The sequence below is a fragment of the Leifsonia shinshuensis genome (genome assembly GCF_031456835.1).
Taxonomy (GTDB): domain Bacteria; phylum Actinomycetota; class Actinomycetes; order Actinomycetales; family Microbacteriaceae; genus Leifsonia; species Leifsonia shinshuensis_C.
This window is the reverse complement of record NZ_JAVDVK010000001.1, coordinates 613,366-632,225: the sequence shown is the minus strand read 5'-3', so window position 1 is coordinate 632,225 and position 18,860 is coordinate 613,366. Positions and strand designations below refer to the sequence as shown.

21 protein-coding genes, 2 tRNA genes and 1 riboswitch are annotated in these 18,860 nt (G+C 71.4%); of the genes, 9 read left to right on the top strand and 14 right to left on the bottom strand.

The genetic code is table 11. The annotated features are described in order from the left end of the window. Positions 1-33: 33 nt before the first annotated feature. Positions 34-558 (bottom strand): peptide-methionine (S)-S-oxide reductase MsrA, encoded by a 525-nt coding sequence (gene msrA, locus J2W45_RS03155; protein ID WP_310128951.1) that lies wholly within the window; start codon positions 556-558, stop codon positions 34-36. A 140-nt stretch (positions 559-698) separates the two neighbouring features. Here msrA and J2W45_RS03150 point away from each other — a divergent pair, with 140 nt between their 5' ends. After that, positions 699-1,433, top strand: coding sequence for a hypothetical protein (locus J2W45_RS03150; protein WP_310128949.1), 735 nt, complete (start codon positions 699-701; stop codon positions 1,431-1,433). 88 nt (positions 1,434-1,521) lie between these two features. Here the strand turns inward: J2W45_RS03150 and nadE are convergent, their stop codons facing one another. After that, on the bottom strand, positions 1,522-2,361 hold the full coding sequence (gene nadE / locus J2W45_RS03145; RefSeq protein WP_310128947.1) for an ammonia-dependent NAD(+) synthetase: 840 nt from the start codon (positions 2,359-2,361) through the stop codon (positions 1,522-1,524). An 88-nt stretch (positions 2,362-2,449) separates the two neighbouring features. On the opposite strand from nadE, the gene J2W45_RS03140 reads away from it, so the two are divergent. Then, positions 2,450-3,667: a cation:proton antiporter gene (locus tag J2W45_RS03140; RefSeq protein ID WP_310128945.1), complete on the top strand. Its 1,218-nt coding sequence runs from the start codon at positions 2,450-2,452 to the stop codon at positions 3,665-3,667. Between the two features lie 27 nt (positions 3,668-3,694). Here J2W45_RS03140 and J2W45_RS03135 read toward each other — a convergent pair whose 3' ends face one another. Then, positions 3,695-4,549, bottom strand: coding sequence for a LysR substrate-binding domain-containing protein (locus J2W45_RS03135; RefSeq protein WP_310128943.1), 855 nt, complete (start codon positions 4,547-4,549; stop codon positions 3,695-3,697). Positions 4,550-4,715: 166 nt separating this feature from the next. Here J2W45_RS03135 and J2W45_RS03130 point away from each other — a divergent pair, with 166 nt between their 5' ends. Both J2W45_RS03130 and J2W45_RS03125 read left to right on the top strand, forming a co-directional pair. Beyond that, complete coding sequence (locus J2W45_RS03130; RefSeq protein WP_310128942.1) at positions 4,716-6,020, top strand: MFS transporter; 1,305 nt, start codon at positions 4,716-4,718, stop codon at positions 6,018-6,020. Positions 6,021-6,052: 32 nt separating this feature from the next. After that, positions 6,053-6,125, top strand: a tRNA-Arg gene (locus tag J2W45_RS03125). 281 nt (positions 6,126-6,406) lie between these two features. On the opposite strand, the gene J2W45_RS03120 is transcribed toward J2W45_RS03125, so the two are convergent. The 3 genes from J2W45_RS03120 to J2W45_RS03110 all read right to left on the bottom strand — a co-directional run bounded on the left by J2W45_RS03120 (position 6,407) and on the right by J2W45_RS03110 (position 7,991). After that, positions 6,407-6,482 (bottom strand) — tRNA-His (locus J2W45_RS03120). 47 nt (positions 6,483-6,529) lie between these two features. Next, positions 6,530-7,153, bottom strand: coding sequence for an oligoribonuclease (orn, locus tag J2W45_RS03115; RefSeq protein WP_310128940.1), 624 nt, complete (start codon positions 7,151-7,153; stop codon positions 6,530-6,532). A gap of 10 nt (positions 7,154-7,163) precedes the next feature. Then, positions 7,164-7,991, bottom strand: coding sequence for an SGNH/GDSL hydrolase family protein (locus J2W45_RS03110; RefSeq protein ID WP_310128938.1), 828 nt, complete (start codon positions 7,989-7,991; stop codon positions 7,164-7,166). Positions 7,992-8,087: 96 nt separating this feature from the next. On the opposite strand from J2W45_RS03110, the gene J2W45_RS03105 reads away from it, so the two are divergent. Continuing rightward, on the top strand, positions 8,088-8,402 hold the full coding sequence (locus J2W45_RS03105; protein WP_310128937.1) for a thioredoxin family protein: 315 nt from the start codon (positions 8,088-8,090) through the stop codon (positions 8,400-8,402). A 107-nt stretch (positions 8,403-8,509) separates the two neighbouring features. Here J2W45_RS03105 and J2W45_RS03100 read toward each other — a convergent pair whose 3' ends face one another. Then, positions 8,510-9,094 carry an ArsR/SmtB family transcription factor gene (locus J2W45_RS03100; RefSeq protein ID WP_310128936.1) on the bottom strand — a complete coding sequence of 195 codons (585 nt, stop codon included), beginning with the start codon at positions 9,092-9,094 and terminating at the stop codon, positions 8,510-8,512. Positions 9,095-9,167: 73 nt separating this feature from the next. Here J2W45_RS03100 and J2W45_RS03095 point away from each other — a divergent pair, with 73 nt between their 5' ends. The 4 genes from J2W45_RS03095 (at position 9,168) to J2W45_RS03080 (ending at position 13,113) form a co-directional block, all read left to right on the top strand. Next, the gene (locus J2W45_RS03095) at positions 9,168-10,430 is read left to right on the top strand and encodes an MFS transporter (RefSeq protein WP_310128934.1); all 1,263 of its coding nucleotides are present in this window, start codon (positions 9,168-9,170) and stop codon (positions 10,428-10,430) included. Positions 10,431-10,763: 333 nt separating this feature from the next. Continuing rightward, complete coding sequence (locus J2W45_RS03090; RefSeq protein WP_310128933.1) at positions 10,764-11,555, top strand: aggregation-promoting factor C-terminal-like domain-containing protein; 792 nt, start codon at positions 10,764-10,766, stop codon at positions 11,553-11,555. Positions 11,556-11,654: 99 nt separating this feature from the next. After that, positions 11,655-12,722: a hypothetical protein gene (locus J2W45_RS03085; RefSeq protein ID WP_310128931.1), complete on the top strand. Its 1,068-nt coding sequence runs from the start codon at positions 11,655-11,657 to the stop codon at positions 12,720-12,722. 37 nt (positions 12,723-12,759) lie between these two features. Then, on the top strand, positions 12,760-13,113 hold the full coding sequence (locus tag J2W45_RS03080) for a metallopeptidase family protein (RefSeq protein ID WP_310128930.1): 354 nt from the start codon (positions 12,760-12,762) through the stop codon (positions 13,111-13,113). A gap of 37 nt (positions 13,114-13,150) precedes the next feature. Here the strand turns inward: J2W45_RS03080 and J2W45_RS03075 are convergent, their stop codons facing one another. From J2W45_RS03075 to J2W45_RS03045, 7 genes are all read right to left on the bottom strand, one after another. Beyond that, a complete protein-coding gene (locus J2W45_RS03075) occupies positions 13,151-13,429 on the bottom strand; it encodes a hypothetical protein (protein WP_310128927.1) in 279 nt (92 codons plus the stop codon). Beyond that, the gene (locus J2W45_RS03070; RefSeq protein ID WP_310128925.1) at positions 13,426-14,040 is read right to left on the bottom strand and encodes a nucleoside/nucleotide kinase family protein; all 615 of its coding nucleotides are present in this window, start codon (positions 14,038-14,040) and stop codon (positions 13,426-13,428) included. Before J2W45_RS03070 ends, J2W45_RS03075 begins: the two co-directional genes overlap by 4 nt. Then, positions 14,024-14,803: an energy-coupling factor transporter transmembrane component T family protein gene (locus J2W45_RS03065; protein WP_310128923.1), complete on the bottom strand. Its 780-nt coding sequence runs from the start codon at positions 14,801-14,803 to the stop codon at positions 14,024-14,026. The genes J2W45_RS03070 and J2W45_RS03065 overlap by 17 nt, the downstream gene beginning before the upstream one ends. After that, positions 14,800-16,323: an ABC transporter ATP-binding protein gene (locus J2W45_RS03060; RefSeq protein WP_310128921.1), complete on the bottom strand. Its 1,524-nt coding sequence runs from the start codon at positions 16,321-16,323 to the stop codon at positions 14,800-14,802. The genes J2W45_RS03065 and J2W45_RS03060 overlap by 4 nt, the downstream gene beginning before the upstream one ends. A gap of 18 nt (positions 16,324-16,341) precedes the next feature. After that, entirely contained in the window at positions 16,342-16,944 is a 603-nt protein-coding gene (locus J2W45_RS03055; protein ID WP_396427057.1) for an ECF transporter S component, read from the bottom strand. A gap of 61 nt (positions 16,945-17,005) precedes the next feature. After that, positions 17,006-17,113: riboswitch (TPP riboswitch) on the bottom strand. Between the two features lie 54 nt (positions 17,114-17,167). Beyond that, positions 17,168-17,494 carry a spore germination protein GerW family protein gene (locus J2W45_RS03050; RefSeq protein ID WP_310128918.1) on the bottom strand — a complete coding sequence of 109 codons (327 nt, stop codon included), beginning with the start codon at positions 17,492-17,494 and terminating at the stop codon, positions 17,168-17,170. A gap of 45 nt (positions 17,495-17,539) precedes the next feature. Further along, positions 17,540-18,814, bottom strand: a complete 1,275-nt coding sequence (locus tag J2W45_RS03045) for a DNA polymerase IV (RefSeq protein WP_310128917.1) — start codon at positions 18,812-18,814, stop codon at positions 17,540-17,542. Positions 18,815-18,860: the final 46 nt, after the last annotated feature.

Genomic DNA, 18,860 nt, shown 5'->3' with positions numbered 1-18,860 from the left:
GACCTGTGGACAGATCCGCGCGCGAGCGCCCCCTCAGGCCGCGACGTAGTCCGCGTAGGAAGCGCGGATCTTGTTCACCTTCGGCAGTGCGACCGCGAGGCAGTAGCCCTGGCCCGGGTTCTTGGCGAAGAAGTCCTGGTGGTACTCCTCGGCGCGGTAGAAGGGGCCGAGCGGCTCGATGGTGGTGACGATCCCGCCGTCCCAGTACCCGGACGCGCGGTCGCGGGCGGCCTCGAACAGCTCGCGCTGGTGCTCGCCGTCGTAGAACATCGCCGAGCGGTACTGGGTGCCGATGTCGTTGCCCTGGCGGTTCAGCTGGCGCGGGTCGTGAAGCGTGAAGAACACGTCGAGAATGACGCTCGGCGGGATGATCTCCGGGTCGAAGGTCACCGCGACGGCCTCAGCATGGCCGGTCCGCCCGGTGCACACCTCTTCGTACGTGGGATCCACCACGGTCCCGCCGGTGTACCCGGACACCACATCCTTCACACCGCGCAGCACGCGGTACACCGCGTCCAGGCACCAGAAGCATCCGCCGGCCACCACGAAGGTCTGCATGGGGTTCCCCTTTCGTCACGCACTCCCATTCTGCCGTGCCGACGCCGCGACCACGTCGCCGGAGCGTGCCGGCATGCGGTGTTGGCGACACGACGGGCGGGCTCCCGGCCCGCCGACCGGACCGCCGTTACCATCACGGCATGCAGTGGTGGAATGACTTCGTCGATTGGCTCACGTCGCCGGCAGCGCGCCCGGTGATCTTCTACGCGGTGGTCCTCGCGGTCGCCGTGATCCTCTCCGGCCTCATCGCCGCCTGGATCGCCCGGGGTGCCATCAAGGGCCTCCTCTCCCGCACCGACCGCCAGCAGAAGGCGTCCGCGATCGCCGCGCTCGTCGATGCCGCGACCGAGGCGTCCGTCTGGAACTCCCTCACCCCGGCCGAGCAGGTGCTCTCCGACCGGGCCGTGGGTCAGGCCGACATCATGGTGCGCCTGCTCCCCATCCGCAACTCCGGCCTGGCCGCCACCTGGGCGGGCCACCAGCTCGCCGAGATGAAGCGCGCGTCCGCGACGTTCGGCTACCAGCTCGACCCCGCGATCGCCGAGTTCCGCGACCGCTTGATCGAGTGGCAGAACAACCCGCGCCGCGCCCGCAAGATCTTCCAGAGCGACCTCGAGCGGTGGCGCTTCGAGAACACCGACAGCGAGCGGTCGCTGATCGCGCAGCAGGATGCGTGGGTCGCGCAGCAGCACCACGAGCAGTACGCGGCGCCCGCCGCAGCGACGGCAGGCGGCGACGCGGCGGCGCCGGCGCCCGCGACAACGCAGACGACCGAGCCCGAGCGCACCGGCGCCGCCCCGTTCGCGGGAGCGGCCGCCGACGCGAACGCGACCGCCGACACGTCCCCGACCGCCCGGCTCGGCCAGCCCGTCTGACCGACCCCGCCGACACGACGGCGGCACACTCCACCCGAAACGAAAGGGCGCCGGCTGAGAAGCCGGCGCCCTTCGTCGTTCTCGCCGCTCAGCGGCTGTACGACCCCTCGCCCCACCAGGCGTCGAACATGCTCGCGGGAGGCTGCCGCTTGTGCTCGGTGGCCCGGTACCGGGCTTCGAGCGCCTCCGCGACCTCGTCGCTGACATCCTTGCCCTCGAGGAAGTCGTCGATGTCGCTGTAGGTCAGCCCGAGGTTGTCCTCGTCCGTCTGGCCCGGGTTCAGGTCGAGCAGATCGGCCGTCGGCGCCTTCTCATAGAGGCGCGCGGGCGCATCCAGATACTGCAGCAGCTGCTTGCCCTGACGCTTGGTGAGCCCGGTGAGCGGCAGGATGTCCGTGCCGCCGTCGCCGTACTTGGTGAAGAACCCCGTCACCGCCTCCGCCGCGTGGTCCGTGCCCACCACGAGCAGCGCGCGCTGTCCGGCGATGGCGTACTGGGCGACCATGCGGATGCGCGCCTTCACGTTGCCCTTGACGAAGTCCGACATGGGCTCGCCGAGAGCGTCCGCGTACTCGTCCTCCACGCCGTCGGTGCCGCGCTGGATGTTGAACACGACCGAGCTCTTCGGCTGGATGAACGACAGCGCCAGCTGGGCGTCGTCCTCGTCGCGCTGCACGGCGTACGGCAGCCGTACGGCCACGAAGTCGGCCTCGATGCCGTCGGCAGCGAGCCGCTCCACCGCGAGCTGGGTGAGCCGGCCGGCCAGGGACGAGTCCTGGCCGCCGCTGATGCCGAGCACGTAGCCCTTGGCGCCGGTGGAGCGCAGGTAGTCCACCAGGAAGCCGACGCGACGGTCGACCTCCTCGGCCGGGTCCACCTCGGGGCGGACGTGCAGGTCCTCGATGATCTTCGCCTGGAGTTCACGCATGACGCCACGATAGTCCCGCAGGATTTCGTGCGTGTGAACGTCCGGAACGGTCTGCCGCGATCGCCGTCGTCGTCGCTAGCATGCGCGCATGGCTCCCGCCGTGTCCACCGTCGTGCTCGTCCCGCTGATCGCCGTCGCCGCGGCGCTGCTGACCACCGTCGTCGGCCGGTTCGTCAAGATCCCCCTGGTGGTGTTCGAGATCGTGCTCGGTCTGATCGCGGGCCCGAGCGTGCTCGGCTGGGTTCCGGAGACGGACGCGCTCAAGGCGGTGTCGAACTTCGGCCTCGCCTTCCTCTTCTTCATGGCGGGCAACGAGATCGACTTCGCCGCGATCGTGGGGCGCCCGATCCGCCGCGCCTCCCTCACCTGGCTCATCTCCCTGATCGCCGGGATCGTGCTCGCGACGCTCATCGTCGGCCAGCTGATCACCGGCGTCTACCTGGGGATCGCGCTGACCTCCACGGCGCTCGGCACCCTGATGCCGGTGCTGCGGGATGCGGGCGAGCTGCGGACGCCGTTCGGCCGCGTCGTCATCGCGGTGGGCGCCGTCGGCGAGTTCGGGCCGCTGATCGCCATCTCGCTCTTCCTCAGCGGCCGCAAACCGCTGGCCGCCGCACTCGTGCTGATCGGCTTCGCGATCATCGCGGGGGCGGCGATCTGGTTCGCATCGCGCGGCGGGCACGAGCGCTTCCAGAGCCTGGTCCGCGCCACGCTGCACACCAGCGGACAGTTCGCGGTCCGCTTCGTCGTGCTCGTGATCGCAGCGCTCGTGGGCTTGAGCATCGCTCTCGGGCTCGACATGCTGCTCGGCGCATTCGCCGCGGGCGTGCTGTGCCGCATCCTGCTCGGCGGGGCGGCGCCCGAGGACGCCCACCACATCGAGAGCAAGCTCGAGGCGGTCGCATTCGGCGTGCTCGTCCCGGTCTTCTTCATCAACACGGGCATCGGCTTCGACCTCAAAGCCCTTCTCGGCGATCCGCGCGCGCTGCTCCTGCTCCCGATCTTCCTGGTGCTGCTCGTCGTAGTGCGCGGCCTCCCGGGCTCCTTCGCCGCCCCGCCGGGCTCGACAGGGCGTGACCGTGCCGCGCTGACGCTCTTCACCGCGACCGGCCTGCCGATCATCGTCGCGGTGACCGACATCGGCGTGCGCGAGCACGACCTGCAGAGCGGGACGGCGACGGCACTGGTCGGCGCGGGGATGCTGTCGGTGCTGATCTTCCCGCTCGTCGCGCTGCTGCTGCGCCGGCGCTCCGCGGACGGCGGTGTGCGACCCGCCGATCCGGATGCGGTGCCGATCGAAGGCTGAAGCGCCAGGTTCTCGGTCGGCTGGCGGTCAGGCCACCCGGCTGACCGCACGCGCCAGGATCGCCGTGGTCAGCGCCTCCACCGGCTCCCGTGCGGCGGACGGGTTCGACAGCAGCGTGAAGTCGACGTGCCCGAGATCCGGCAGCCCGAAGCGGTTCGTGACCTTGATCAGGTCGGTCGGGATGAGCGACCGCGGGAACACCGCCACCCCGATCCCCGCGCGCACGGCGGCGAGCACACCGTTCACCTCGCGGGTGTTGCAGGTGATGCGCCAGGTGCGCCCCGCGGACTCCAGCGCGTCGATCGCCACCTGCCGGCTGAGGCTCGGCCCCTGGTACGAGATCAGCGGCACCGGGCCGTCGGGATCGAGGATGGTCTTCTCCTGCCCCATCCACACCAGCTCGTCGGTCGCGACCACCGTGCCCTCCGTCGTCCCCGGCGTCTGCTTGATGAAGATCAGGTCGAGCTGGCCGGCTTTGAGCTTGCGGTGCAGCGGAGCGGACTGGTCGACGGTCAGCTCCAGGTTGATCTGCGGATTCTGCTGCCGGAAGTGACGCAGGATGCGAGGCAGCGTCGTGATCGCGAGGTCGTCCGCCGCGCCGAAGCGTAGCCGGCCGCGCATGGCGGAGCCGCTGAAGTAGCTGTCCGCCTCCGCGAGGGCGGCGAGGATCGTCCGTGCGAAGCCGGCCATCGCATCCCCGTTGTCCGTCAGCCGCACCTCGCGGGTGTCGCGCGCGATCAGTTGCCGTTTCGCGGATTGCTCGAGCTTCCGGATGTGCTGGCTCACCGTCGGCTGGCTGATGCCGAGCCGGGCGGCGGCGCGGGTGAAGCTCCGCGTGTCGGCGACGGCCAGGAAGGTCTGCAGCAGGACCGGATCGAACATCGCGCGCATCCATTCGAAAAGCCAATAGGAGTTATAGCTCGGATCGGGAACAAGAATAGTCGGTTCTGCGTAATGTCAATCAGGACACTTCATACGGAACCAGCACTGACATCGAGGTAACACGCACGTGGCGCACTCCCCCGCAGCGGCCCCGCCCACCGGACCCATGCCGGTCCTCTCCGCCCGCCCGCCGTGGAAGGAGACCTTCGCCTCCCTCCGCGTGCCGAACTACCGGCGCTTCGCCGCGAGCAACCTGGTCGCCAACACGGCGGTGTGGATGCAGCGCATCGCGATGGACTGGCTGGTCCTGCAGCTCTCCGGCAGCGTCGCCGCGGTCGGGGTGACCGTGTTCATGCAGTTCACCCCCATGCTGCTGTTCGGCCTGTGGGGCGGAGTGATCACGGATCGCTACTCCAAGCAGCGCCTGCTCGTCGTCACCCAGTCGTGCGCGGCTGCGCTCGCCGCGCTCCTCGCCGTGCTGACCCTGAGCGGTGTCATCGAGGTGTGGCACGTCTACGCGATCTCGTTCGTGCTCGGCCTCGTCACGGTCGTCGACAACCCGGCGCGCCAGGTGTTCGTGAACGAGCTGGTCGGCCCGAAGTACCTCCGGAACGCGATCAGCCTCAACTCCTCGATCTTCCAGCTCGGCGGCCTGATCGGACCGGCGCTGGGCGGCATCCTCATCACGGCGGTGGGTGGCGGGTGGTCGTTCGCGATCAACGCCGTCGCGTGCCTCGCGGTGGTGTTCGCGGTCGCGACCCTGAAGCGCTCCGAACTGCACGCGTCGCCGGCGGCCCCGCGCACCAAGGGGCAGCTCGCCGAGGGGATGCGGTACGTGCGCCGCAAGCCGGTGATCTTCTGGACCATCGTCATGGTCGCCGTCGTCGCGGTCTTCGCGTTCAACATGCCGGTGTTCCTCGCCGCGTACGCGAACGACGTCTACCACGTGGGCGCCCAGGGCTACGGGATGTTCAACGCGCTCGTCGCCGCCGGCGCACTCACCGGGGCGCTCGCATCCACCCGGCGCACCAGCGTGCGGCTGTCGATGGTCGTCGGCACGGCGGCCGCCCTGGGGATCGTGCAGGCGCTGGCGGGATTCGCCCCCGGCGAGCTGGCGTTCGGGATGCTGCTGATCGGCGTCGGCGTCGGCAACCTGCTGTTCATCACGGCGGCGAACTCGCTGGTGCAGATGTCGTCGAACCTGCAGATCCGCGGCCGTGTGATCTCGCTGTACATCCTGGTGCTGCTCGGCGGCCAGGCGCTCGGCGGGCCGCTGATGGGGTGGATCGTGGAGCAGGTCGGCCCGCACATCGCGATGGCGATCTCCGGGCTCGTCCCCGCCGCCGCGGCCGCGGTCGTCGCCGTGCTGATCGCCCACCAGGCGCAGCTGCGGCTGCGGTTCGGCCTGCGCGGACGGCGCCCGGTCATCGCGATCGTGAACCGCGCGGGCAAGTCCGGCACGACGCTCTGAGCCCTGCGCCGCTCCGGTATCGTGGATGCGTCGCCCCCGTAGCTCAGCGGATAGAGCAGGAGCCTTCTAATCTCTTGGTCGCAGGTTCGATTCCTGCCGGGGGCACCGGAGCAGTTCTCGCGGTGCTTCTCATCTCTTGGTCGCAGGTTCGATTCCTGCCGGGGGCACTGGAGCAGTTCTCGCGGTGCTTCTCATCTCTTGGTCGCAGGTTCGATTCCTGCCGGGGGCACCCTCTTGCGCACGCATCCCATCCCCCGTCGAGTACACGAAAAGTGCACGCGAATCCGGCGTGTCGCGTGCACTTTTCGTGTACTCGACAGAGGGGGGGACGCTGGGGGGCGGAGACGCGAAGAAGGGCCGGACTCGGGGAGTCCGGCCCTTCTTGGTGGGGTGAGTAACGGGGCTTGAACCCGCGACCTCCTGGACCACAACCAGGCGCTCTACCAACTGAGCTATACCCACCATGTGTCGCGCCGAACCGAGCGGGCGGCGCAAGCAACTCATCGATTCTAGTACATGCGGGGAGCCCATTTTTCCACGACGCCGTCCCTCAGCGCCTGGGTGTCCTCCGTGCTCGGGCCGGGAGGCGCGACGAACGCGGCGGAGCGGTAGTAGTCGAGCTCGCGGATGGACTCGAGGATGTCGGCCAGCGCGCGGTGCCCGCCGTTCTTCTCGGGAGCGTTGAAGTAGATGCGGGGGAACCAGCGGCGCGCGAGCTCCTTGATGGAGGACACGTCGACGTTCCGGTAGTGCAGGTGGTTGTCCAGCCGCGGCATGTACTTCGCGAGGAACATCCGGTCGGTGCCGATGGTGTTGCCGGCGAGCGGCGCGGTGCGCGCGGTCGGCGCGAACTTGAGCACGTACTCCAGCACCTCGTACTCGGCCTCGGCGAGGCTCTTGCCGTTCGGGATCTCGTCGATGAGCCCCGAGGTAGTGTGCATCTGCCGCACGAAGTCGCCCATGTGCTCGAGGGCCGAGTCGTCGGGCTTGATGACGATGCTGAGGCCCGGGTCGAGCACGTTCAGCTCGAAGTCGGTGATCACCACCGCGATCTCGACGAGCTCGTCGACCTCGAGGTCGAGGCCGGTCATCTCGCAGTCGATCCAGACCAGTCGATCCGAGGAGGTAGCCATAACACCGAGTCTAGTGCGGGCCTCCGACGGTGCCCGGAATCGAGTGGCCGCTGAGGCCCACGCGCTGCGGGACCGGCAGCTTGGGCCCGCGCCCGTCGCCGGTGGAGACGTGGCGCAGCCGGCGGGCCACCCACGGGATCGCGTAGACCCGGAGCCACGTGCGCAGGGGCAGCTCGTCGGGCGGCGCCGGCGGCTCGGGCACGGCGGCAGCCTCCGGCCCGCTCACCTCGGCGTACGGGACGCCGAGGGCGTGCGCCGCGTGCGCGGCGAGCAGGCGGTGCCCGCGCGTGCTGAGGTGCACGCGGTCGGACGCCCACATCGCCGGATCGCGGAACTCGCGCACGCCCCACACATCCAGCACGACGGCGCGCTGGTCCCGCGCGATGCTCCAGATGTTCGCGTTGAAGACGGCGGCGCGGCCGCGGAACGGCTTCAGGAAGAAGGCGAACTGCGGGTCGAAGATGTTGGCGAGCAGCACCGTCGCCCCCGAGTCGCGCAGGGCCCGGATGCCGGTCTCGAGCCGCGCGGCCAGCGCATCCGGGTCGGCGGAGGGGCTCATCAGGTCGTTGCCGCCGATCATGACCGAGACGAGGTCGGGGCGCAGCTGCAGCGCGTGAGGGATCTGCGCCTCCACCACGTCGGAGATCCGGCGTCCGCGCACGGCGAGGTTGGCGAACTCGACCGAGTCGCCGGCCAGGCGGGCGTCGCCGTCGAGGATGCCGGCGAGGCGGTCCGCCCAGCCGAGGAACGCGTCCGGGGCGCCGGGCGCGCTGTCGCAGAGCCCCTCGGTGAGCGAGTCTCCGAGGGCGACGTAGCGCGTATAGGTCGTTCGGCTCACGGGACGATTGTGGGTCGCACAGGCCCGCCGGGTCGCGCCGGGACGCCCGGTTCTGCAGGATCGTCGCCGCGATTTCGCCGGACGTACACTGACAGGGTGGATTCGACACCGGCCGTTGTCCCGGAGGTCACCGGGGCCGAGCACACCCGTGCCCGCCTGACCCTGTACACGTCGGCCTTCTGCGAGCCGTGCATGCAGACGCGCGCCGTGCTCGCGGAGGCCGCGCGCCTCGCTCCCCGCATCGCGGTGACGGAGCTGGACGTCGCCCGCAACATCGACCGGGCCGAGCGCGACGGCATCCGCTCGACGCCGACCGTTATCGTCGAAGGCCAGGACGGCGCCGAGGTGTTCCGCGCGGAGGGCGTCCCGACGCTCGCCCAGGTGCTGGCGGCCGCCGCGAAGGCGCTCTGACCGCATCCGCCGACCGCGACTGCGGTGGTTCGGAACGTCTGCGGCTGCTCGCAGGGGCGGAGTCGTTCCGAACGGGCGCAATCGCCGCCCGTCAGGCGGAGGTGGCGTCAGGCGGAGGCGGCGGCGTCGTCGGAGCCGGGGTCGAGGGCCCGGTGCACCAGGAAGATGCCGCCGTGCGCGGGATGCTGCGCGCGCTCGGCGTCGTGCTCGATGAACTCGTCGAGCACCGCCACGATGCGGCGGTCGAGCTCGGCGACATCCTCGGGCGACAGGTGCAGCGAGAAGCGGGCGTAGGTGGCGATGGATGTCGGACCCGCCTCCGCGAGCTCCTGCTGGAACGCCTCGACGGGGGCGAGGCCCTGGCTCAGGTCCAGGTCGTCGAGGGAGACGGTGAGCCACCAGCTCTTGCCCGTCGAACGGTAGGGCTTCTCGAGCGCGCCGGACTCCCCCGTCCTCACGTCGGCGGGCTCGAGGAATCCCGTCCGGACGAGCTGCCGCACGTGGTAGTAGACGGTGCCGGGGTCGATCCCCAGGCGGTCGGCCAGCTGCTTGTTGGTCCAGTCGCGGTCGCCGCACAACCGCACGATCCGCACGCGCAGCGGGTGCGAGAGCGCCTTGAGCTCCTCCGGGGTCGCAGGCCTGCGCTTGGCGTCCGGGTCGGCACTGCTCGCATGCGGAAGGTCGTCGGTCACGGGTCCAGACTATCAACGATTGAGTGAACTCCTATCGATTGAACTTTCTCAATCAGTGTGCGAACCTGGGCACATGACGACGGATGGGCTCGGCACGCGCTACTGGAGGCTCTGGACGTCGGCCGGGCTCTCCAACCTGGCCGACGGCGCGATGAAGGTCGCACTCCCGCTCGTCGCGATCCGTTACACCGACTCCCCCGCCCTCATCGCCGGGCTCACCTTCGCGTTCACGCTGCCGTGGCTGTTCTTCGCGCTCACCGCCGGCGCGTTGGCCGATCGCCGGGACCGCCGCCGGCTGATGCTCGTGGCCAACGGCGCCCGCGCGCTGTTCCTCGCCTGCCTCACCGTCGCGACCGTCGCCGGCGCCGGGTCGATCTGGCTGCTCTACGCCGCCGCGCTCTGCATCGGCGTCGCCGAGACCATCTACGACACCTCGTCGCAGTCGATCCTGCCGCAGCTGGTCCCCCGCGACCGTCTCTCACGGGCCAACGGCCGCCTCTACGCCGCCGAGCTCACGGCGAACGAGTTCGTGGGTCCGCCGCTCGGCGGATTCCTCGTCGCCGTCGGCGTCGGCGTCGCGTTCGGAACCCCGGTGCTGCTCTGGGTGGCGGCGATCGGGGTGCTCCTGCTGGTCCGCGGCCGCTTCGTCGCGGGGCGTACCGAGCCGACCACGATCCGTGCGGACATCGCCGAGGGCCTGAGGTTCCTCGCGGGCAACACCCTCCTCCGGACGCTCGCCATCATGGTCGGAATCTTCAACTTCGCCGCCTCCGCCGCCTTCACGGTGTTCGTGCTGTACGCGGCCGGTCCCTCCTCGACGATGAACCTGAGCGACCCGGCGTACGGGCTGCTGCTCACCTGCTCGGCGATCGGCAGCGTGCTCGGGACGTTCCTCGCCGAGCCGGCCGAACGGCTGCTCGGCCGGTCACGCGCCCTGGTCCTGACGATCGCCGGGTCGCTGCTGACCGTTGCGACCCCCGGGTTCACGGCGAATCCGTTCGTGATCGGGGCAGGGATGCTCCTCGGCGGCATCACGATCTCCGTCTGGAACGTCATCACGGTCTCGCTGCGCCAGCGCGTCACCCCCACCCGGCTCCTCGGCCGGCTCAACAGCGCCTACCGCTTGCTCGCCTGGGGCACCATGCCGCTCGGCGCGGCGGCGGGCGGACTGCTCGGCCAGGCGTTCGGCGTGCAGTCGGTGTTCTGGATCATGGGCGGCCTCATCGTGCTGCAGCTCATCCCGATGCTGTGGGTCACCGACCGGCGCATGGATGCGGCCGAAGCGGCCGTCGAGGCCGAGGAGGCGACGGCGGCGGCCGATCCCCGAAGTCGTTGACGCGTACACGACTTTGCCAGGCTCTATGCCCGAACCGTCCAGAATCGGGGCCTAGGGTCATTTATCGACGGCCGTGAGTGCCGTCCGTGCCGCGCAGGCGGCATCCAGCCCCCAACCCCTGAGGCGCCCCCGCGCCCGCTCCTGGATGCTCGAGCCTTCCGAACGCCCGGCACACCCGCGCCGCACGCTGCGCCTTCCGGACCACGGGTCCATGAGGCGCTTCCGCGCGTGCTCCGCGGTCGCCCGCTGGACCGCTCCCGATGAGCCACGGTCCCCCCGCGCACGCTCCGGCGTCCGCGCGCTGCAGCCGGGATAACCCGATCCAGGAAGACAATGCTCAGTACTCTCCGTTCCACCGTCAAGAACAGTCCCATCCCCTTCGGCCGCATCGTGACCGGCGCAGCCGCCGTGATCATGAGCGCCAGCCTGATCGCCCCCGTCATGGCGCAGCAGCAGGCCAGCGAGCGCCAGACCCGCGAGCTCTCCGAGTCCACCGGGATGCGCCACGAGCAGCTCGGCGTCTACGGCTCGATCGTCCGCGAGCGGCTCGAGGACGAGGCGAAGACCACCCTCGCCGGCGCCCAGGCGACCCTCGCCGCCAACCAGGCGAAGGCCGACCCGACGGCCGCGAAGACGGCGATCGCCGGCCTCAGCGGCTTCACGAAGCTCGACGACACGAAGCTCCGCAGCACCATCGACAAGACCAAGGCGGCGTCGGACGCGCTCGCCGCCGCGGGCGCGGAGGCCGACCGCAAGGCCGCTGCCGCCGCTGCGGCTGCCGCGGCTGCAGCCGCCGCCGCGCAGGCGAACGCCAACACCCCGGCGGGCGCGAAGGCGACGGCCGCAAGCCTCGCCGCGAGCCAGTACGGCTGGGGCGCCGACCAGTTCGGGTGCCTCGAGAAGCTGTGGCAGCGCGAGTCGCAGTGGAACTACCAGGCCTCCAACCCCGGCAGCGGCGCCACCGGCATCCCGCAGGCGCTGCCCGGGAGCAAGATGGCCTCGGCCGGCTCGGACTGGGAGACCAACGCGACCACCCAGATCAAGTGGGGTCTCGACTACATCGCCCGCGGCTACGGGACGCCCTGCGGCGCCTGGGGCCACTCGGAGTCGTTCAACTGGTATTGATCCGCTGAGCGAGCGGTGTACGGCGGCCGGGGTTCTCTCCCCGGCCGCCGTTCTGCTTGCCGTCGCCGTGCTGTCCGCGCCCGCCGATAGACTCCGCGGGTGAGCACGAGCAGCCCCGAATCTCAGACTGTCTCCCCTGTCATCCGTGGAGCCCACCTCGTCGGCAGCGTCAACCTGCCCGACGCCGAGACCGTGTTCCGCACGGTGAGCGGGCACCTCGGCGACCGGATGCGCCGCATCCCGGACGGCGAGGTCGGCGAACGGTTCTACTGGGTGCAGTTCCAGACCGCACGCCTCGACACGATGGCGGGCATCTCGCGCATCGACGTGCCGCCCTCGCTGCTGCGCGGTCGGTTCGACGGGCGCCCCTTCCGCCTCGACCCGGGCGTGAGCGCCGACGACCTCGAGTTCCCGAACCTGGGTTACGCCGACGCGGCGCTCGACTCCTACGCCGTGTTCGAGCGGCTGCGCTCTGAGGGAGTCATCCCGCCCCGCACACGCTTCCAGGTCTCGTTGCCGACGCCGGCGGGAGTCGTGGGCCCGTTCATCGTGCCGGAGGACCGCGCGGCGATCGAACCCGCCTACGAGCGCGCGCTGTTCGGTGAGCTGGACCGCATCCTGACCGGCATCCCACACGACGATCTCGCCATCCAGTGGGACACCGCGGTCGAGTTCGCCCTGCTCGAGGGCCGGATGCCGTCGTGGTTCGGCGACGACGTGCTCGCCGGGGTGCTCGAGCGCGCCGAACGCCAGGCCGCGGCCGTTCCGGCCGACGTGGAGCTGGGCTACCACCTCTGCTACGGCGACGTCGAGGAGCAGCACTTCGTGCAGCCCGCCGACGCCGGCCGGCTCGCGGACGTGCTCGGCGGCATCCTGAGCCGTGCTCCGCGACCGGTCACCTGGGTGCACCTGCCCGTTCCGATCGAGCGGGACGACGAGGCGTACTTCGCGCCGCTCGCCGGGGTCGCGGTTCCCGAGAGGACCGAGCTCTACCTGGGCCTGCTGCACCACGAGGACGGCGTGGAGGGCGCGCGGCGCCGCGCCGAGGCCGCCGCGACCGCGGTCACGGCGTTCGGGGTCGGCACGGAGTGCGGCTTCGGCCGCGGGCCGAGCGAGCGCACCGACGGCCTGCTCGACCTGCACACCGCCGTCGCGGCGGCGTGGTGAGCCGCGAGCCCGTAGCGCCGATGAGCCGGGAGATCCGATGAGTCTGGAGCTGGACGTGGAGGCGTTCGAGGCGCTGGTCGCCGACGAGCTTGACCGCCTGCCCGACGAGATGGTCGACGGGCTCGACAACGTCGTGTTCGTGGTCGAGGACCGCCCGGAGGACGGCTCGCTCGACCTGCTCGGCCTCTACGACGGCGTCGCGCTCACCGAGCGCGGCGACTACGGGTTCGGCGAGATGCCCGACCGCATCGTGCTGTACCGCGAGCCGCTGCTCGCGATCAGCGCCGACGAGGACGAACTCCGCGACGAGGTGCACATCACCCTCGTGCACGAGATCGCGCACTTCTACGGCATCGACGACGACCGCCTGCACGAACTCGGCTGGGCCTAGCCCGGCACCGGGCGTCGCGCGCGGCCGAGACGCTGCTTCAGGCGCCGAAGCCGAAGATCGACTCGTCTTCCTTGTCGGCCGCCACCGGGTCGGAGTCCGGCTGGTCGAACCGGTAGGTCACATGGATCTGGCCCTCGACCTCGCGCCGGTCGGCCGCGACGTACCAGAAGGTCGACTCGAGGCCCTCGACGGCGGCGATCACGCCGATCCGCTCGTCCGGCTTCCCGTCCACCAGGAAGCGGCGGTCGGTCTGTCCGACGAGGGGTCCGTCGGCGTATTCGACGATGTACTCGGGGTCCTGTCGTGCGTCGCTCATGACTCCACCGTAGTCCCCGCGCGGCCCTCCGTGAGATCGACGCCCGTCACATCCAGCACCAGAGCGGCCTGCTCGAGGGGATGCTCGCGGGCGACGAAGCGGTCGAACTGCCGCTGCCAGCGGTTCCACTCCACCGCGAACGTCTCCCCGTCGCGGGCGAGGGCCCGCTCTTTGCGCAGCGTGTCGTCGGCCTGCAGCCAGACGGTCAGGTCCGCCGAGGCGGCGTTCCGGCGGGACAGGGCGCCGCAGCCTTCGACGACGAGGGGTTCCGCCCCCTCCACCGCGACCCGGCCGGAGGGGCGGCTTCGGCTCCAGTCCCAGCGGGTCCAGAATCCCGAGCCGGATGCGCGCAGCGGCTCCAGCAGATCGCGCCCGACCGCTTCGCTCCCCGCATCGAGGCCGTCCCAGCCCGGGTAGAGGTCGTCCATCCGCACCAGCCGCGGCGTGCCGGTCGCCGGCCATGCGGCCAGGAGCGCGTCCGCGAGCGAGCTCTTGCCGGCGCCGCTCGGGCCGTCGATGAGCACGACCGGGGTCCGTCCTTTCGCGGCTGCGGCGTCGGCGGCGGCGGCCACCGCGGCATCCAGCGCCGCCAGCTCAGCCGAGCGGGGCATTCCAGCTCCCCGTCGCCACGGCGGCGCCCACGGCGCAGGCCGCGACGAGCACGGCGACGGCCAGCGCCGCCCAGTCGCGCGCCCGGAACACCGACGGCCGTGCCCACGTGCGCCGCCCGGGCGCGCCGAAGCCGCGCGCCTCCATCGCGGTCGCCAGTTTCGTGCCACGGCGCAGCGAGAGCACGAACAGCGCGAACGCCTGCCCGAGGAACCGGCGCAGCGCGCCCGACTCCGCCACGCCCCGCGCCCGGCGGGCCAGGGTGAGCGCGCGCCAGTCCTCGGCGAAGAGGCCGACGAGGCGGAGGCCGGCGAGGGCGCCGATGACGAAGCGCGCGGGCAGGCGCAGCAGCTGGCCGAGGCCGTCGGCCAGGTCGGTCGGGTCGATCGTGACGAACAGCAGCACGGCGGGGAGGCCGATCGCCAGCACCCGCAGTGTCGTCGCCAGCGCGAGCGCGATCGAACCGTCGCTGATCTCGACCGCCCACCACTGCACGTAGACCGTGCCGGAGGTCTGGCCGTACAGCAGCGTCGTGAGGCCGGCGAGCGGCGCCGCGACCCAGACCGGCGCCGTGCGCGCCAGCACGGTGCGAAGCGGGATGCCGGCGAAGGCGAGCAGCACGAGCTCGAGAACGAGCGCAACGCCGGCCGACACCGGGTCGATGGACAGCAGCAGCACGACGGTCACGACGAGGGCCGCGCCGAGCTTGGCGACGGGGTTGAGCGTCGCGAGCGGTCCGGTGCGCAGCGGCTCCACGAGCGTCATGCGCGCACCTCCGCGGCATCCATCCGCACCCGGGCGGCTCCCATGGCCTCCACGAACTCCGCATCGTGCGTCGCGGCGACCACGGCGTGACCCTCGGCGCGCAGGTCCGCGATCAGGGCGACGAGCTCGCTCCAGGTGCGCGCATCCTGGCCGAAGGTGGGCTCGTCGAGCACCAGGAGCCGGGGACGGGTCGCGAGGGCGGTTCCGACGGAGAGCCGCCGCTTCTGGCCGCCGGAGAGCGTGAACGGGTTCGCGTCGGCGAGGTCGTCCAGCGCCAGGCGGACCAGCAGCTCCTCCACCCGCGCGTCGACCTCGCCCGGCGCCAGCCCGAGCGCCCGGGGTCCCGCAGCGAGCTCGTCGCGCACCGTGGAGGCGATCAACTGGTGCTCCGGGTTCTGGAACACGCTCCCGATGCGGGTGAGCAGGTCGCGCGACCGCCAGTCGGCCGGATGCGGCGAGGCGCCGAAAGCGAGAGCCGGCTCGGCCGTCAGCTCGCCCGCCACCGGGGGCAGCAGTCCGCCGAGGGTGAGGGCGAGCGTCGACTTGCCGGCGCCGTTGCGGCCGACCAGGGCGACGGCGGACCCCTCGCGCAGCGCGAGATCGATCGCCGGACCCACTTGTGCGGCCCGAGTCGCGGCATCCGAGCGTCCGGATCGCCGACCCCGCCGCCGCCCGCGCGTCACGGCCGGGCCGCGGCCCACCGCGAGCGAACGCGCGGTGAGCAGCGCATCCCCCTCGGGGACGTCGGGCGCTTCGGGGATCGGAGTGTCCGGCAACCAGACACCGGCCCGCCGCAACTCCCCCGCCGTATCCCTGAGCACTGCATCCGGCGACCCGTCGGCGAGCACCCCGCCGTCGGCGCCGAGCACGACGACGCGCGTGACCAGGTCGCGCCAGACAGCGACGCGATGCTCGACGACGACGAGGGTCGCGCCGCTCGCGTCGAGCGCCGCGCGCACCGCATCCCGGACCTCGAGCACACCCTCGGGGTCGAGGTTCGCGGTCGGCTCGTCGAGCAGCAGCAGGCCGGGGCGCATCGCCAGCAGGCCGGCCAGGGCCAGCCGCTGCTTCTGGCCGCCGGAGAGGTGCGCGGTCGGCGTGTCGAGCGGGAGGTCGAGCCCGACCCGGACGAGCGACTCGCGCACGCGCGCCCAGAGCTCGTCGCGCGGCACGCCGAGGTTCTCGCCGGCGAAGGCGACGTCGTCGCCGACCCGGGCGAGGATGACCTGCGAGTCGGGATCCTGCAGCAGCAGCCCGGCGGTCCCCCGCGTCTCCGCGGGTGGACGGCCGGCCACGGTCAGTGCGCCCTCCGACTCGCCGTCGTCCTCGCCGCCCAGCACCCCGGCCAGGCCCGCGAGCAGCGTGCTCTTGCCCGCGCCGGACGCGCCGAGCAGCAGCACGCGCTCGCCCGGCTCGATGCGCAGGTCCACACCGCGTGCGGCCCAGCCGCTGCGTCCCGCGTAGCGCCAGCCCCAGCCGTCGACCCGAACGGCGGCCGGGACCGGCAGTCCGTCACCCACGATCGTCTGATCCGATCGTCAGACCCGTGCGGCCTTCTGCGCCTCACGACCGGCCGCGAACCGGCTCAGCGCGCCGGTGCGTGCCAGGGCGCGCACGACGAGCCAGGAGCCGAGTCCCGCGACGACGGCTCCCGAGATGATCGTGGTGATCGCGTAGACGATCGCGAACTCGGGCTTCGAGCCGGGGTACCAGTAGAGGAGGTCGAGGATCGACTCGGCGAGGCCGGCGCCAGCGCCCGCCAGCAGCGCGGGCACCAGCCGCCAGTTGGCGTAGAGGAACGCCGCGAAGACGATCTCGGCGCCCAGGCCCTGCACCACGCCGGAGAGCAGCGTGGCGAAACCCCACTGCGTGCCGATCAGGGCCGACACGATCGCGGCGACCAGCTCGCCGTACAGGGCGGCGCCGGGCTTCCGCACGATGAGGGCGACGAGCACCCCGGCGAACAGCCACGGACCGTTCAGGATGCCCTGGAAACCGGGCAGGACGGCGCCGATCGGCCCCGAGATCGGGTTCTGGACGACGCCCCAGACCCAGAAGACGACGCCGGATGCGACGGCGACCACACTGGCGACGACGATGTCGACGACGCGCCAGCGGAGGGTGCGCGGGCGTGCGCCCACGGTGGAGATGGTTGCGTGCACTGTTCGTGCCCTTTCAGTCGAAATGGAACAGGGCACGGGATGTGAGAAATTGCCTCCCTGCGCTGGCATGACCCAGATCAGGTTCGACGGTCGAGACTTGGAGAAGTCTCCTCTCAGCCCGGCTCACCGGACTCCCGTGTTCGCACTCAGTGTAGCCCCAGCCGGGACGACGCACGTCCCCGGCCGGCAGCGGAACCGCTCGCTACTTCTTGAGGGCGCGGATCACGCGCGACCACGCGTGACCGGCCACCCACACGAAGGGGATGCCGACCGCGAGCAGCGTGATCAGGTTCGGGCGGAAGCGCACGCCGAGCTCGTCCGAGATGTAGGCGCCGAACGGGATCGCGACACCGCCGCCGCCCGCGCCGCCGGGAGCGTCCTCATCCCCGGCGCCGCCCGCTCCGAAGCCGAACTGGACCGCGGCGACGGGCACGATCGTGGTGCCGTCGACGACGACGGGCTCGCCGTAGACCGACTTGATGCCGGAGCCGCTCACGGTCTCGGCGAGTTTCAGCGAGAAGTTCGTCATGAGGCCACGGTAGCGCTCCGCCGCCCGGGTGAACAGGGCGCGCGCTCAGTCGCTCACGTACTTCGGGTTGCGGCCGTCGCGCTCCTCCTCGTCGGCGTCGCGTGAGCGCCGCACCAGCGACGCCGGGCCGATGGCGCCGCGGCCGAATCGGGCACTCACCGCATCCAATGTCCGCTCGGTCTCGCGCCACTCCTCGTCCGGATCCCAGAGGGCGATCGCGTCGCCGCCGGCGTCGAGCAGCTGCTCCGCCCGGACGCCGATGAGCCGCAACGGCGTCTGCCGCACGTCCAGCCCGAGGAGGTCGAAGACGTCCCACGCCTCCTCGAACAGCCGCCGTCCCACGTTCGTCGGCTCCGCCAACGTGCGGGAGCGGGTGATGGTGCGGAAGTCGGCGAACCGCACCTTGATCGACACCGTGCGGGCCACCATCCCGTGCGTTCGCAGCCGCTCGCCGACGCGGCCCGAGAGCCGCAGGAACTCGCGGCGCAGCACATCCAGGTCGCCGACATCCGTGCCGAAGGTGTTCTCATGCCCGATGCTCTTCTCGCGCGACTCGGTGACGACCCGCCGCGGGTCGCGTCCGTTCGCGAGCTCGTGCAGGCGACGACCACTCGCGTCCCCGACGGCCTTCTGGAGCACGTGCAGCGGCGCGTCGGCGAGGTCGGCGACGGTGAGCAGCCCCATCCGCTCCAGCGACGACTGGGTGCTCGCCCCCACGCCCCACAGCGCGCCGACCGGGAGCGGACGCAGGAAGCTCAGCGTCTCGGACCGCGGGATCACCAGCAGTCCGTCCGGCTTGGCCCGCCCCGAGGCCAGCTTCGCCATGAACTTCGTGGCGGCGACGCCGACCGAGCAGGTGAGCCCCGTCTCCTCCTGCACGCGGGAGCGGATGAGCTCCGCGATCCGGCGTGGCGAGCCGAGCAGGCGGCGCGCCCCCGAGACGTCGAGGAACGCCTCGTCGATGCTCAACGGCTCCACCAGCGGCGTCACCTCGTGGAAGATCTCCATGACCTTCGCGGAGTACTCGGTGTACCGCTCGTAGTGCGGCGGCAGGATGATCGCGTTCGGGCAGAGACGAATCGCCTGCGACATCGGCATCGCGCTGCGGACGCCGTAGCGACGCGCCTCGTACGTGGCGCTCGTGACCACGCCGCGCCCGCCCGCGTGCCCGACGATCGCGGGCTTGCCGCGCGCGTCCGGACGCTCGAGCAGTTCGACCGAGGCGAAGAACGCATCCATGTCGACGTGCAGGATGGCGGCCTCCGAGTCGTCGACGTCGGCCGCGCTCACCTGCCGCTGGCTGCCGTCCGCTCGTCCCACACCCCCAGCTTCTCACCAGCCGCCGACATGCGCGCGAACGGGGATA